The sequence below is a fragment of the Jeongeupia sp. HS-3 genome, assembly GCF_015140455.1.
Classification (GTDB): domain Bacteria; phylum Pseudomonadota; class Gammaproteobacteria; order Burkholderiales; family Chitinibacteraceae; genus Jeongeupia.
The window spans coordinates 2,428,524-2,443,187 of sequence record NZ_AP024094.1; the positions used below are offsets into that span (position 1 = coordinate 2,428,524).

The following is a 14,664-nucleotide window of genomic DNA, read 5'->3' on the forward strand; positions in this document are numbered from 1 at the left end:
TTCAACCCCACAAGCCGGGCAACTCGAGCCGCGGCGTGGCGTCGCCAAGGCGCACGCCTACGCCCAGCAAGCGAACCGGCTTGGCGCCGCGCGCCCATGCCTGCCGCAGCAACAACTCGAACATCGTGAGTGATGGTGTTTCGCAGCCACATTCGATCGTGGTCTGGCTGAAATCGTGAAACTTGATTTTCACCACCGCCTTGACCGCAGGGCGGCTTGAATCACTCGCGGCGAAACGGGACGAGAAATCATCGACCAGTGCCGGCAAAGCGGTCAGGCAGGCAGCCAGATCGGCCAGATCGTGCGTATAGGTCTGCTCAACCGACAGCGACTTGCGCGCCCGCTCGCGCTCTACCGACCTGGTATCCACCCCCCGGCACTGCTGATAGAGCGATGCGCCCATTTTACCAAAGCGGGCCACCAACGCCGTAACCGACCACGCCTGCAAATCGGCACAGTTTTGTACATCCAGCCCGGCCAGCTTGGCGGCGGTCGCCCTACCCACCCCCCAGAGCTTGGCCACCGGCAGCGCACGAATGAAGGCATCCACCTCATCCGGGGTGATCACGAACTGGCCATCGGGCTTGTTCCAGTCGCTGGCGATCTTGGCCAGCAGCTTGTTGGGGGCAATCCCGGCACTGGCGGTAATCCCTACTTCGGCCGCGATCCGCGCGCGGATTTCCTGCGCCATCAGCGTGGCGCTGCCGTGGCAATGCGGCAGACCGGTCACGTCCAGATAGGCTTCATCCAGCGACAAGGGCTCGAAGCACTCGGTGTAGTCGCGAAAAATTTGCTGAACCGCCCTGGAGGCGGCGCGGTAGCGGGCGAAGTCCGGTGGCAGCAACACCAGCTTCGGGCAACGCTGCAGCGCGGCGCGCGTCGACATGGCCGAATGAATACCGTAGCGACGCGCGGGATAATTGCATGTGGCAATCACCCCGCGCCGCTCGGCCGCACCGCCGACGGCCAGGGGCACATCGCGTAGATCCGGCCGGTCGCGCATCTCAACGGCGGCGTAAAAGCAGTCGCAATCGATGTGAATGATCTTGCGTCCAGCCGACACGTCCACGACCCCGGGAAAGATGAAACGATAGTGTACGTTCGTTCTATCAATATCCCCAAGCATGCAGCCCATCGATCTCGTGGATCTCAGAAGCGCCCCCCATATCGCAAACCAACGACCGGCTCGCCATCCCGTGAGGACATCAACAACACGGTGTCGCCGAGATAGGCGCCGGAGATCGCGCCGGCCAGATCGAAAAGCAGATCTTTATAAGAAAAATCGTTATCCCGCTGGATGCCATCAAGCACTTCCTTGGCGACCCCGGGCACCGTAGCCAGCAAGACGCCATAAAACCGGGGATAGCCGGACTCGCTGGCGACTTCCGCGCCGCCCGCCCCCAAGGCCGAGGACACCGAAAAATGCGCCACCTTGTCCGAGCCACGCCACGGATCGGGGTCGGCAAATTCAAAAGCACAGACCTGTTTGGCTTGCAGGGTCAGCAAGACCAGCAGCAATGGCAAACACCGATCCACGAAGCTGCGCGAACTCATCGACGCACCCACCCGGAACCGCGGCCTGCACATTGTGGAATACTCGCCGCGATCATGGATTGCAGCGGTGTGATGGGTCGCTTCTTGACTCCCTCTATCGGCAACTTAGACGGCCCGTGCCCGTCTGTGCCAACCCGGGCTGCCGGGCGGTGGCGCTATCCGGGCTTGATCCGCCCGATGGCGAGCAGCATTGAAATTGCCGGTACGCCGACGGGAGCGCCCGCATGGCTTATAATCTGCGGTCTCAACATTCGTCCTTCCGAGTATCCGGCATGCACGAGCACTACACTCCGGCCCAGATCGAGGCCGCCGCCCAGGCACAGTGGGAAAACAACAAGGTCTTCCAGGCAGAGGAAGACGCAGCCAAGCCCAAGTACTACGCCTGCTCGATGCTGCCCTACCCGTCGGGCAAGCTGCACATGGGCCATGTGCGCAACTACACGATCAACGACATGCTGGCGCGCCAGCTGCGCATGCGCGGCTTCAACGTGCTGATGCCGATGGGCTGGGATGCCTTTGGCCTGCCGGCCGAGAACGCCGCGATCGCCTACAAGAAATCACCGGCCGAATGGACCTACGCCAACATCGCCGACATGAAGTCGCAGATGCAGCCGCTGGGTCTGGCGTTCGACTGGTCGCGCGAGATCGCCACCTGCGATCCGGATTACTACAAGTGGAACCAGTGGTTCTTCCTGAAGATGCTCGAGAAGGGCGTCGCCTACAAGAAGACCCAGGTCGTCAACTGGGACCCGGTCGACCAGACCGTGCTCGCCAACGAGCAGGTCGTCGACGGCCGCGGCTGGCGCTCGGGCGCGGTGGTCGAGAAGCGCGAGATTCCCGGTTACTACTTCGGCATCACCCAGTATGCCGACGAATTGCTTGATGACCTCGACCAGTTGACCGGCTGGCCCGACATGGTGCGCGCAATGCAGCGCAACTGGATCGGCAAGTCCGAGGGGGTGCGCTTTGCCTTCGACCACGATATCCGGGATGCGAACGGCGCGCCGATCAACGACGGCAAGCTGTGGGTCTTCACTACCCGCGCCGACACCATCATGGGCGTGACCTTCTGCGCCGTCGCCGCCGAGCATCCGCTGGCAACGCGCGCGGCCGAACTCAATCCCGAGCTGCTCGCCTTCATCAAAGAATGCGAAAAAGGCGGCGTGTCCGAAGCCGAACTGGCCGCGCAGGATAAAAAGGGCGTGTCGACCGGGCTGTTCGTCACCCACCCGCTGACCGGTGCGCAACTCGAAGTCTGGATCGGCAACTATGTGTTGATGGGCTACGGCGATGGCGCGGTCATGGCCGTGCCGGGCCATGACGAACGCGACTTCGCCTTCGCCCACAAATACGGCCTGTCAATCCAGCAGGTCGTCGCCGTCGACGGCGAAACCTACTCGGCCGATACCTGGGCCGAGTGGTATGGCGACAAGGCCCGCGGCGTGATGATCAACTCCGGACGTTACGACGGCCTGAGCTACAAGGACGCGGTCGACGCCGTTGCCGCCGACCTGGCCGCCAAGGACGCCGGCGAGAAGAAGACCTCCTGGCGCCTGCGCGACTGGGGCATTAGCCGCCAGCGCTACTGGGGCACGCCGATTCCTATCATCCACTGCCCGTGCTGCGGCGATGTGCCGGTGCCGTATGAACACTTGCCGGTGGTGTTGCCGACCGACTGCATTCCAGACGGCTCGGGCAACCCGCTCAAGCACCGCGAGGACTTCCTCAACGTCGCCTGCCCGAAGTGCGGCGAGCCGGCGCAGCGCGAAACCGACACGATGGACACCTTCGTCGATTCGAGCTGGTACTTCATGCGCTATTGCGACCCGAAGAACGGCGAGGCGATGGTAGCCGACGGCACGAAGTACTGGATGGCGATGGACCAGTACATCGGCGGCATCGAGCACGCCGTGCTGCACCTGCTGTACGCGCGCTTCTGGACCAAGGCGATGCGCGACGAGGGCCTGATCGATTTCGACGAGCCGTTCAAGAACCTGTTCACCCAGGGCATGCTGCTGCGCGACTGCTACTACCGCGAAGAAGCATCGGGCAAGAAGCGCTGGTTCTACCCGGCCGAGATCGAGGTCCAGCACGACGACAAGGGCCGGCCGGTTTCGGCCATCGCCAAGGAAGACGGCCAGCCGGTGGTGATGGGCGGCATCGAGAAGATGTCCAAGTCCAAGAACAACGTCGTCGAACCCAAGGACATCATCGAACAGTACGGCGCCGATACCGCACGACTGTTCACGATGTTCGCCGGCCCCCCGGACCAGAGCGCGGCGTGGTCGGACAGCGGTGTCGAAGGCGCTTACCGCTACCTGCGCCGGCTATGGAACTTCGGCTACAAGCACGCCGAGGCGATCCGCGCCGCCGGTGCATTGCCGGCCGAGTTGTCCAAGGACGACAAGGCGCTGCGCTTCGAGATCCACAACACCCTCAAGCAGGTCGATGCCGACTTCGAACGGTTGCAGTACAACACCGTCGTCTCCGGCGTGATGAAGCTGCTGAATTCGCTCGAAGCGTACAAGGGCGACAACAGCTCGGTACTGCGCGAATCGTTCGGCATCCTGCTGCGCGCGATCTACCCGGCCGCACCACATATCGCCCATGTACTGTGGCGCGAGCTCGGTTACGGCGACGAGATCGCCGACGCGGCCTGGCCAGAACCGGCACAGGATGCGCTGACGCAGGACGAGATCAAGCTAATGGTGCAGGTCAACGGCAAGCTGCGTGGCGAGATTCTCGTTGGCAAGGATGCGGCCAAGGACGTGATCGAAGCGACCGCACTGGCGCTCGACAGCGTACAGAAGCTCATCGACGGCGCACCGAAGAAAGTCATCATCGTTCCAGGCCGACTCGTCAACATCGTCGCCTGACCGGAGGCCGGGCGAAAGTCCGGCCTGTCCACTGGAGTATGCAATGCGTTATCTGCTGATCGTCGCCACCCTGTTGCTCACCGCCTGCGGCTTTCATCTGCGCGGCCAAGGCGCCGGCGGGGCCTTTCCGTACACCTCGGTGACCATCACCGGCGGCGGCGGTACGGCCAATGCATTGCGCGACTACCTGTCGGTCTTGCCGCAAGTGACCATGCTCGACAAGCCGGGCAAGGACACCCCGCAGATCGACGTGCTCAGCGAAGGGGACAACCAGAAGGTGCTGACCGTGAACAGCTCGGGCCGGGTCAGCGAATACCGGGTTTACTACACCGTGACCTATCGCGTCCGTCTTGGTGATCATTACCTGATCGACGACGGCAAAGCCCAACTGTTCCGCGATTACACCTACGACGAGAACAATCCGCTCGGTGAGGATGCAGAGAAAGCACAATTGATCCAGGGTATGCAGCGCGATGCCAGCCAGAACATTCTGCGCCGGATCACCGCGGCGGCGCGCAACGCCGACAAGGTCAAGGCCAACCCGCCGCCGCCGAAACTCTCGCCGACCGAGCAGATGCTCAAGTCGCTGCAGTAATGCGCAGCGAGCAGCTCGCGCGCCAGCTTGCCACCAAGCTGGCGCCGCTTTACACCATTCATGGCGACGAGGCCTTTCTCGCCCAAGAAGCCGCGCAGACCATCCGCGATGCCGCCCGTAACGCCGGTTACGCCGAACGCGAAGTACTCACGGTCGAGGCCGGTTTTGCCTGGAGCCGGCTGGCGCTGATCGGCAACTCGTTTTCTCTGTTTGGCGATCAGAAACTGGTCGAGCTGCGCATTCCGACCGGCAAGCCCGGCGTCGAAGGCGGCAAGGCGATCGAAGCCTATTGCGCCAATCTGCCGCCCGATACCGTCACCCTGGTGCAATGCCCCAAGCTTGATCGCGCCGCACAAAACGCCAAATGGTTTCAGGCACTGGCAACGCATGGCGAAATCGTCGAAGCGCGCGGCATTGATCGTACCGCCCTGCCCGGCTGGATACGCGAACGCTTTATCGCCCAAGGCCAGCAGCCGGCTAGCGATGCGCTTGAATTCCTGGCTGACCGGGTCGAAGGCAATCTGTTCGCCGCGCATCAGGAAATCCTCAAGCTCAGTCTGCTCTACCCCAAGGGAGAAATCTCGCTGGCGATGCTGACGCAAACGATCGCCGATGTCGCCCGCTACGATGTGTTCCAGCTCGGTGAAGCGCTGCTGGCCGGCGATGCGACCCGCCTGTGCCGCATGCTTGACGGCCTCAAGGCCGAAGGCGAAGCACCGCATCTGGTGTTGTGGGCGCTAAGCGAAGAAATCCGCGCGCTCTACAAGATCGGCCAGGGCCGCGCCCGTGGCATGCCGATGCCGCAGCTGATGAAGGAAAACCGCATCTGGGGCAACAAGCAACGCCTGATCGACGGCGCCTTATCGCGAGTCAACGGCAGCACCCTGCGCGACGGCCTGGCGCACGCCGCGCGCATCGACCGCCTGATCAAAGGCATCGGCTCTGGCGATGCGTGGGACGAACTGCAACGGCTCTGCCTCAGCATTATCGGCACGCGGCGCTAAGCCGCGCCTCCGCCTGAGCGCCTCTTGTTTCTGTTAAGCTCGACGCCTTCCCGTCGTCAGCCACACGGCCCGTCCTCAATGAAAGAAGAAATCCTCGTCAACGTCACTCCGCAGGAAACACGCGTCGCCACGATCGAGGATGGCATCGTTCAGGACATCCATATCGAGCGCAGCGCGCATCTGGGTCTGGTCGGCAATATCTATCTGGGCGTAGTCAAACGCGTACTGCCGGGAATGCAATCGGCCTTCATCGAGATCGGCTTCGAGCGCGCCGCCTTCCTGCACATCGCCGACGTGATCGAACAACGGCAAAGCCCGAACGAAGTACTGCGGATCGAAAGGCTGGTGCACGATGGCCAGCCGATACTGGTGCAGGTGATCAAGGACCCGATCGGCACCAAGGGCGCGCGGCTGTCGACGCAAATCAGCATCGCCGGGCGCTTTCTGGTGTTCCTGCCGCAGGAGCGCCATATCGGCATCTCCCAACGGATCGAGAACGGCGGCGAACGCGAGCAACTGCGTGAACGGCTCGGCAAGTTGTTGCCGCAGGATCATCACGGCTACATCATCCGCACCAGCGCCGACCATGCGACCGACGAAGAGCTCAAGGCCGACATCGAATACCTCGACCTGATCTGGGCCGATATCAAGCAGAAATCGCAGAAACTGCCGGCCAAATCGCTGCTGTTTCAGGACCTGTCGCTGCAGCTGCGCACGCTGCGCGATATGGTCAACGCCAATACCGAAGCCGTGCTGGTCGACAGCCGGGAAAACTTCGTCAAAATGGCCGAATTCGCCGGCCGCTTCGTCGCCGATGTTGCACCGCGCGTGCAGCATTACACCGGCGAGCGGCCGCTATTCGAGCTGTACGGTGTCGAGGCAGAAATCGAACGTGCACTCGCCCGCCGGGTGAATCTGAAGTTCGGCGGCTACCTGATCATCGATCAGACCGAGGCCATGACGACGGTCGACGTCAACACCGGTGGCTTCGTTGGCACCCGCAACTTCGACGACACCATCTTCAAGACCAACCTCGAATCCACCCACGTCATCGCCCGCCAGTTGCGGCTGCGCAATCTGGGCGGCATCATCATCGTCGACTTCATCGACATGGACAACGAAGAGCACCAGACCGCGGTGCTGGACGAGCTGAAGAAAGCCCTAGCCCGCGACCGCACCAAGATCACCGTCTCCAGCTTCACCAGCCTGGGGCTGATCGAGATTACCCGCAAACGCACCCGCGAATCACTCGCCCATGTGCTGTGCGAACCCTGCCCGACCTGCCAAGGGCGTGGCGAAATCAAAACCGCCGAATCGGTCTGTTTTGAAATTCTGCGGGAAATCCTGCGGGAAGAACGCCAATTTTCCGCCCGTGAATACCGCATCCTGGCATCGCAAGGGGTGATTGACCGGTTCCTGGATGAAGAATCGACCAATTTGGCGATGCTGGCCGATTTCATCAAGAAGCCGATTTATTTGCAGGTGGAGACGGCTTATACGCAGGAGCAATTTGATGTAGTGCTGGTTTGATATTTGCAAAAATAAAAAAGCGGCCATTGGCCGCTTTTTTATTTTTTGTCTGCCGGTTTGCGTACCAGCAACCAACGAGGCGCATTGAATCTAACCAGACGTCGATAAAGGACAACGTACAAGATCACAAAGACCAAGACAAAAATTTGCAACATCAAGCGGTTGTCCCAGAACAGCACCGCCGGCAAGACCGCAAACGAGCACAGTAGCCACAGATACGGCGACGTCATGGCATTGCGGGTAGTTTTCTCACCTGCATGTTTGCTCCCCACCGCCCAGCGAACAAGTCGTTTGTAAATAAGCTGATGCATATGTGCAGCATCAGGCATACCTGCCGATGTCCCGCGCAAAATCGCGCGCCGATAAATCGAGAACAGCGTCTCAAATACCGGATACATCACAACCAGAAGCGGGAACCACGGTGAAACCTGCGGATGACGCGCGACAAGCAGTACCGACAGCTCCGCGATCATGAAACCGATCAGATAGGCGCCGCCATCGCCAAGGAAGATCAAGCCACGCGGATAGTTCCAGACAAAGAAACCAAGAATCCCGCCCATCATCGCTAGCGCGGACTTCCAGATCAGCGGATCACCCAGCTGGAAGCCGACATAGCCCAATGCGGCCAGCATCATGATCGACACCATGCTCGCCAAACCATTGTAGCCATCGATGATATTGACAGCATTCACCACGCCACCCACGGCAACCATAGTGAAAATCAAAGCAATTATCCAGAAACGCATGGCGCTATCCACCAATGGGATATCCAGTCGGTTGATGCCCGCTTTGAGCAACCAGAATCCTAAGGCTGCAGCCAGCATCGTCAGCCCTAAGCGCGCCAGCACGCCGACCCGCTTGGTACAGTCCTCCACCAGCCCACCAATAAAAGCAGGCGATGCCGCGATCAGAAGCAGGCCAAACGGTTTGAACTCATTTGGCGCCTTATAGCCAAGCCAGAGCAGACAAGCTAGCATTGCGCAAACAACACCGACGCCGCCGACTCGGGGAACCACGGTTGAATGAAACTTCTGAACACCATTCAGGTCATGGTCGGCAGTGAAATGGGCATGGAGATGCTGATAGCGAATGATAAGCAACGTAGCAATCAAAGACGCTAGAAACGCCAAAATAAATATCTGCATGAAAGAACGGCCACTCTATTTTATCGAAATAATTAAAAGAAACTCACATCAAGCAAGGTTGCGAGCCATAAACGAGTCGTAGGCCGCAATTGTTATTTGCTCATCGAACCGAACCTGCATGAACTTTCTACCAGCCTTTCCCATCTCTACCTTGGCTGCCGGCGACAACTGTATGTACAGCATGATACTTTCAGCCAGCGCTTCGGCACTCTTGACCGGGCAGAGGAACCCTGTTTTTTCGTGTTCGACAATATCGCGACAGCCCGGAACATCCGTTGCGATCAGCGCTTTCTCCATGGATGCACCTTCCATGAGCGAGCGCGGCACACCTTCGCGGTAGGAAGGCAAAACAATACAATCCGCCTGCGCAATAAACTCACGCACGTCTGTCGTCGTGCCAAGATAGTCGATAACACCTTCATCGCGCCATTCTTGGATTTTTTCAGCATTGATCGCACTCGGATTATCAACACCGCACGCCCCCAACAATTGAAAAATGGCATTAGGGTAACGCTGACGAACAATTCGCGCAGCCTCTACAAACTCGCCAATTCCTTTGTCCCACAACAAGCGAGCAATCAGCAAGAAGCGAAGTTTGCCATCATCACATGGTTTGTCTCTTGGAGAATACTGACATAGATCGATACCCTCGCCATCCAGAAGCATCGCCCGATCGGCCGAGACCAGATGGCGCTCCAGAAAGATGAGGCGATCATCTTCATTCAGAAACCAGACCTCCCGCGGATAGCGAAACGCAAACTTATAAAGGCTGCAGGCAATTTTTGAAACGACACCCGGATTGACAAATGCATACCCCAAGCCAGTAGTCACCGCCAATGACGGTATCTGGGCCAATTTAGCCGCGATCGATCCGTAAATATTCGGCTTGATCGTATAGTGTACGATGAGAGTCGGCTTGGATCGCCGATAAATGCGCATCAAACGAAATACGAGACACGCATCCTCTATCGGGTTTACCCCTTTTGCCGACATCCTCAGATCAATGAACCCGCACCCCATATCAATCAATAGCTGGGCGCACTCATCCATGGGCGCTACAACCGTGACACGAGCCCCCAGGTTAATCCAGTGCTTGATCACGCCCGCGCGGAAGTTATAGAGCGACCACGCGGTATTGGCCACAAACAGAACGTGCCTATCAGTCTTCATTCCGCCACTTTACCCTGATAAAGTTGAAGCCATTTTTCCACTGCGGCTCCCAAAGAAAAACGCTCTACGACTCGCTGGCGCGCAGCTTGGCCAATGCGTCTTTTTTGCTCCACCGACCAATCTAACGCCTCATTAATGGCAGCAGCCAATGCCTGTGAATCTTTGACAGGAACCAATATGCCTTCCTTTCCGATAACTTCGGCAACACCACCACAATTTGTTGCGACAACGACTCTTTCACATGCCATTGCCTCGGCAACAACCAGACCGAACCCTTCCCAAGCGGAGGAAAGCACAAATAAATCTGCGGCGCTCATCCACGCGTTTATATCTCGCCGCATGCCAAGGAAGTGTACTTGGCCTGCAAGCCCCATCGTCTCCGCAAGATGCGGCAGCGTTTGGCACAAATCTCCATCGCCAATAATTGCCAAATAAAGCGAGCGATCTTGAGGGCGAAGTAACGAGAAGGCACGCAGCAAATTCGGGTAATCCTTCGCTTCAGTCAAACGACCGACGGCCAATAGCAACCTCCCACCAGGAGGAAGACCAAGCTCTTGTCTGCGACTTTGGCGGTCGTTTTCACTAAACCGGAAATGTTCGACATCAATACCATTGGCGACCGCAATCATTCGCCCGGGTTTGCACGCCCCTTTGGCGACAAATGCGTCGACCGCTTCCTCACTCACATTGGTAGAAATGTCTGCAAGCTGGTCGGTAAGCCGATACGCCCACATCCTCGACCTTCCGCCCTCACTGGTACTATGAGCAGTGCAAATCAAGCGAGGAATAGGCACGATCAGTCGCAACAACCGACAAAAGATGTTGGCATGGACCATATGGCTATGTATCACATCTGGCTTGAAATTCAGAATGATCCGACGAACCGCTTTCAATGCAGATATCAAACCAGAAGCCGTTTTCTGCATGTTCAGTTCGAAAAGCCTGACTCGGGTATCTACAGGACGATTCAGCGTAGCGCCATTCAAAGAAACCAAAGTGACCTCATGGCCAGCCATCGCGAAACAATCAACCAAATCGCAAACTTGGCGCTCTGCTCCCCCCATCCCCAAACCAGTAATAACCAGTAACAGCCTCATAGAAAACTATTATTCACCAAGGTTGATTGATAAAAGTATATATTGATAAAAAGAAGCCCAACCACAAAGATCAAATCAACAGATCTAGACTTATTGGCCAGTGCGACATAAACAAATGGCAAAAAAGAAATAACCAATCTACCTGCAATCGGAGAAAAAAAATACAATACCAAGTAACTCACAACCCCAATAAGCGCTACGGAATACACACCTTCACTCAACAGCCAACTACGCCCGCGTGAAATCAAGATTAAGAAGAGCCCACCCCAGAGTATAAAAGCCGCACCTGAAGCGGTTGCTTCATTTGTCAAGTGTTCCTCCGTAGCTTGTCGCACCCCAAGATATTCTGCGGCAACGAGCCCAACCAATGCCAACATCGAAGCCCCTGCAGTATAGGCAGCAACTCTCCACTTCAAACCAAGATCAAATCGATCCAGAAGAAAATCTAAAATTAGAAACCCCAATATTATAAAGTTCAATGTATGAACAAAGGAAAGAATTAAACATGCAAAAATCCACCACTTTCTTTTATTTGTAATACAAACAACAAACAACAAAACCGCTGAGCATAACCCCTGCCTAAGGACAACCATTCCAAGATGAAAAAACTGGGCAGAGCAGAGCAAAAGCAGAGCAACGAGCACAAATGACGTCAGCCCCCTAGCCTTGAGACCACAAGAGAGGAATATCAAGAATATCGAGAAAGACGAGTAAAAAGCGGGAATAGACGCCGGGTCAAGAAAAAAACTCAAAAAATGATTCAAGAGCAAAAAAATGGGCTCATTGAAAAGCCCCTTAAATAGGGAGTATTCGAAATTATCTTTGAGGATAAAAATTGATTCATATGCATAAATCAGGTAATTATCCCGATCACGAAGAACATTCACCGGGAAAAGCTGGGCAACAACAGCCGTAAATGAAGCAATTAAAATCGCACCACCGCTTTTTAGCTTCAACACCGCCCTCCCTTACCAATAAGCACTGAGGCCATTTTGCAACCCCATCCATTTTGACATACAACGAAATCTAGTCGTCTCGAAACTGAATCAAAACAAATCAATAAACCATGCATGACTTCACACAGAAAACTGAGCCCCTTGAATGGCCCCATTTAATTCAAACCCAACAAATGCACCCACTTAATCAACACCACATCAAGATCGAATTTTTCCACGCCTTTTAAAGCTTCATTTTGATGAAATAGATAACGTTCATCGTCATTCGCCATTTCAATGGCGTCACACAATGCCGTGGCCAGCGCAACAACATCCTCGGGTGGACACAGCCATCCGTTCCGCCTGTGCTGAATAATTTCGCTGGGCCCTGTATCGCAATCAAAAGCGACCATTGGCAACCCATGCGCAGATGCCTCAAGTAATACCATCGGCAGCCCCTCATAACGGGAACTCAAAACATACAGACGTGAATGCCGATAGTAAGGCTCAATATTTTTCTGAAATGGGATTAATGAAGCAGAGCTTTCAACACCAAAATCTTTTATAAGACCTTCAAGTAAAGCCTTATCTTCACCATCACCGATTATTTGCAACTTCCAGCCAGGCGACTTAACTGAGACAAGACTCCACGCTCGCAACAGAAGATCAAACCCCTTTTGGTGAACGAATCGCCCAGCAGCTAAAACGATTTTTTGTCGATCATTTGTGTTGATAGCACTTAAAATAGTCTGAGATGGTGATGGCGATGGATTTGGAATAGCGACCACGGAGGCCCGACACCAAGCGCCCTGCACCCAGAACGACTTATCACGCTCAGTTAATGTAACAACATTGTCACACATCAACGCAGCCATATGTCGTGCGATCCGCCGGTTTCTTCTCCCAAGATCCACTTTGAAATTGAAATGCTCCCAGCAAACGTGCTTAATCGAAAGCCCGTAAACGGCGGGAACGGCAAATAACGCCAACATGGATTCTACATCAATCAACACATCAACACTGCGAGAGCGAAGGAATCGTCGAAGACGAATTACAACCAGCGCAAACCATAAAGAAAATCGATGTCGACTAGCAAACAGCGAATGACAAACCACTTGCGGATCAAGATCGAAAAATGGTTTTCGCCCCCCCCAAAGGCTCAAAATTGTTATTTGACAATCACGACGGTGTGCCAACGCATTGGCAACCAAACTTACCACCCGTTCAGTTCCGCCACTAGAATCCAAGTTTCCGACAAAAAAACATATATTTTTTTTCATAGTCTGCAACGATCACCAAATTTTCAACGGAAAATCCATCTAACCCCAGCACCGATGGCAAAAACATAACCAGATGCAACAGCCATCACAGCACCTATGCCGCCGTAGCTTGGAATAGTAAAATAACCAACAACAACACATATTACTGCTGCAGCACCCCATTTCAGAATAGTCTTTTGCCCAAGGCCATATTTAATCAAGTAGGTATTCAGTCCAGCCTCAAAAAAGACCAACGGACATAAAAGCAAAGACGCCGACAAAGTTTTTGCACCATAAACAAATTCACCACCAAATACAGCGCCCATAATCCATTCACTTGCACTAAATAAAGAAAGGCATCCAATTAAGGCCAGCCCCCCCATGCCTAATGCAAGAAATAGAACATGTTTTTTCACTAAAGATTCATTTCTTGATCCATATATCAAAACTGGCGCAGCACTAACAGCCATCAATGGAGCCAACTGATTTACATTATCAGTAATTTGCATGCTTGCGGAATAAATGCCCAATTCATGCGCACTAGATAAAAATCGCACAAGAAATCGATCGACCCTCAGAAAACCGTACATTGCGATCAACCCTACAAGAAACGGCCACCCTTGAGCGAAAAGACTATAAATCTCTTCTCGGCAAAAAGCATCTTTAGCTCGTCCAAATCTTCGCCTAAAAACATAAAGCAACCCTAATGAAATTAAACAAGCCTCTAACACCCAAGCAAACGCGTAATAAATTGGATTATTCACACCCAAAGAATAAACACAAACTACAAATAAAAGCCGACCCAACGTTGCACACAAACCAAGTAGAGACGCGACCCGAGCTGCGGACTGAGACTGCAAATACGTTGTGACTACGGCGGAGGGCTCTCTAAAAAAAACCATCAACCCGACAACAGCAACAGTCCAAAACTCCCTCCCGCTTCCCATTGAAAAAAATGAGAATATCAGCAACACTCCATACGAACATCCGGCCGCCAGTTCTCGCAAAAGAAAAGCATTGAAAATAACACGCCTTGCCTTTAGCCGACTGGAATCCACCATGCGAGGTAGAATGACCTCCGCGCCACACACCAAACCGAACGAAGAAAAGAAAAGCACAACCGCAAGCGCGTACTGAAACTCTCCATATCCCCCAACACCAAGAGATCTGGCAATCAAACCACTAACAATCAGTGCAGATACAACCTGCCCCCCACGCTCTACAAGAAGCCAGCCGAAATTAAGAGCAATTTTCTTCACAAGACATATCAGAAAGATACTGCATGAAAACAAACCAAAGATCTGACATATTACAAACGAAACAACGCTCGTTCGCCAGAACCATACGGTAAACCATGTAAAATCTTGACACTTTTTTGAATCACATCTCTACCGCCCACTGTCACCTTCAATCGAATTGATCAATTTACAAGCAACACAAAAAAACGACATTCTCTTCATACCACCATTCAAACAATCAAAACGTATATGGCGATTCAT

The 14,664-nt window shown here is 54.8% G+C and carries 12 protein-coding genes; 4 read left to right on the plus strand and 8 right to left on the minus strand.

Going from position 1 to position 14,664, the window contains the following annotated elements; all coding sequences use genetic code 11:
- Nucleotide 1: 1 nt before the first annotated feature.
- A complete protein-coding gene (gene dinB / locus JLC71_RS11625; protein WP_374757631.1) occupies nucleotides 2-1,069 on the minus strand; it encodes a DNA polymerase IV in 1,068 nt (355 codons plus the stop codon).
- Between the two features lie 80 nt (nucleotides 1,070-1,149).
- Entirely contained in the window at nucleotides 1,150-1,554 is a 405-nt protein-coding gene (locus tag JLC71_RS11630; protein WP_200915587.1) for a YfiM family lipoprotein, read from the minus strand.
- Between the two features lie 272 nt (nucleotides 1,555-1,826).
- Here JLC71_RS11630 and leuS point away from each other — a divergent pair, with 272 nt between their 5' ends.
- From leuS to rng, 4 genes are all read left to right on the plus strand, one after another.
- Nucleotides 1,827-4,430, plus strand: coding sequence for a leucine--tRNA ligase (gene leuS, locus JLC71_RS11635; protein WP_200915594.1), 2,604 nt, complete (start codon nucleotides 1,827-1,829; stop codon nucleotides 4,428-4,430).
- A 43-nt stretch (nucleotides 4,431-4,473) separates the two neighbouring features.
- Complete coding sequence (locus JLC71_RS11640; protein WP_200915596.1) at nucleotides 4,474-5,025, plus strand: LPS-assembly lipoprotein LptE; 552 nt, start codon at nucleotides 4,474-4,476, stop codon at nucleotides 5,023-5,025.
- Nucleotides 5,025-6,029 carry a DNA polymerase III subunit delta gene (gene holA, locus JLC71_RS11645; protein ID WP_200915598.1) on the plus strand — a complete coding sequence of 335 codons (1,005 nt, stop codon included), beginning with the start codon at nucleotides 5,025-5,027 and terminating at the stop codon, nucleotides 6,027-6,029. The genes JLC71_RS11640 and holA overlap by 1 nt, the downstream gene beginning before the upstream one ends.
- A gap of 78 nt (nucleotides 6,030-6,107) precedes the next feature.
- The gene (gene rng / locus JLC71_RS11650) at nucleotides 6,108-7,559 is read left to right on the plus strand and encodes a ribonuclease G (RefSeq protein ID WP_200915600.1); all 1,452 of its coding nucleotides are present in this window, start codon (nucleotides 6,108-6,110) and stop codon (nucleotides 7,557-7,559) included.
- A 38-nt stretch (nucleotides 7,560-7,597) separates the two neighbouring features.
- Here the strand turns inward: rng and JLC71_RS11655 are convergent, their stop codons facing one another.
- The 6 genes from JLC71_RS11655 to JLC71_RS11680 all read right to left on the minus strand — a co-directional run bounded on the left by JLC71_RS11655 (nucleotide 7,598) and on the right by JLC71_RS11680 (nucleotide 14,424).
- Nucleotides 7,598-8,704, minus strand: coding sequence for an MraY family glycosyltransferase (locus tag JLC71_RS11655; RefSeq protein WP_200915608.1), 1,107 nt, complete (start codon nucleotides 8,702-8,704; stop codon nucleotides 7,598-7,600).
- 48 nt (nucleotides 8,705-8,752) lie between these two features.
- Nucleotides 8,753-9,874 carry a glycosyltransferase family 4 protein gene (locus JLC71_RS11660; RefSeq protein ID WP_200915610.1) on the minus strand — a complete coding sequence of 374 codons (1,122 nt, stop codon included), beginning with the start codon at nucleotides 9,872-9,874 and terminating at the stop codon, nucleotides 8,753-8,755.
- Nucleotides 9,871-10,971, minus strand: a complete 1,101-nt coding sequence (locus tag JLC71_RS11665) for a glycosyltransferase (protein WP_200915612.1) — start codon at nucleotides 10,969-10,971, stop codon at nucleotides 9,871-9,873. Before JLC71_RS11665 ends, JLC71_RS11660 begins: the two co-directional genes overlap by 4 nt.
- Nucleotides 10,968-11,930, minus strand: a complete 963-nt coding sequence (locus JLC71_RS11670) for an EpsG family protein (RefSeq protein WP_200915614.1) — start codon at nucleotides 11,928-11,930, stop codon at nucleotides 10,968-10,970. Before JLC71_RS11670 ends, JLC71_RS11665 begins: the two co-directional genes overlap by 4 nt.
- A gap of 152 nt (nucleotides 11,931-12,082) precedes the next feature.
- Entirely contained in the window at nucleotides 12,083-13,186 is a 1,104-nt protein-coding gene (locus JLC71_RS11675; RefSeq protein ID WP_200915616.1) for a glycosyltransferase family 4 protein, read from the minus strand.
- A gap of 23 nt (nucleotides 13,187-13,209) precedes the next feature.
- A complete protein-coding gene (locus JLC71_RS11680) occupies nucleotides 13,210-14,424 on the minus strand; it encodes an oligosaccharide flippase family protein (protein ID WP_200915625.1) in 1,215 nt (404 codons plus the stop codon).
- Between the last annotated feature and the right edge of the window lie 240 nt (nucleotides 14,425-14,664).

Excerpts from the sequence above, each read along its gene's own strand:
- JLC71_RS11630 (WP_200915587.1), bottom strand. The coding sequence starts at position 1,554 with ATGAGTTCGCGCAGCTTCGTGGATCGGTGTTTGCCATTGCTGCTGGTC.
- leuS (WP_200915594.1), top strand. The coding sequence starts at position 1,827 with ATGCACGAGCACTACACTCCGGCCCAGATCGAGGCCGCCGCCCAGGCA.
- JLC71_RS11640 (WP_200915596.1), top strand. The coding sequence starts at position 4,474 with ATGCGTTATCTGCTGATCGTCGCCACCCTGTTGCTCACCGCCTGCGGC.
- holA (WP_200915598.1), top strand. The coding sequence starts at position 5,025 with ATGCGCAGCGAGCAGCTCGCGCGCCAGCTTGCCACCAAGCTGGCGCCG.
- rng (WP_200915600.1), top strand. The coding sequence starts at position 6,108 with ATGAAAGAAGAAATCCTCGTCAACGTCACTCCGCAGGAAACACGCGTC.
- JLC71_RS11655 (WP_200915608.1), bottom strand. The coding sequence starts at position 8,704 with ATGCAGATATTTATTTTGGCGTTTCTAGCGTCTTTGATTGCTACGTTG.
- JLC71_RS11660 (WP_200915610.1), bottom strand. The coding sequence starts at position 9,874 with ATGAAGACTGATAGGCACGTTCTGTTTGTGGCCAATACCGCGTGGTCG.
- JLC71_RS11665 (WP_200915612.1), bottom strand. The coding sequence starts at position 10,971 with ATGAGGCTGTTACTGGTTATTACTGGTTTGGGGATGGGGGGAGCAGAG.
- JLC71_RS11675 (WP_200915616.1), bottom strand. The coding sequence starts at position 13,186 with ATGAAAAAAAATATATGTTTTTTTGTCGGAAACTTGGATTCTAGTGGC.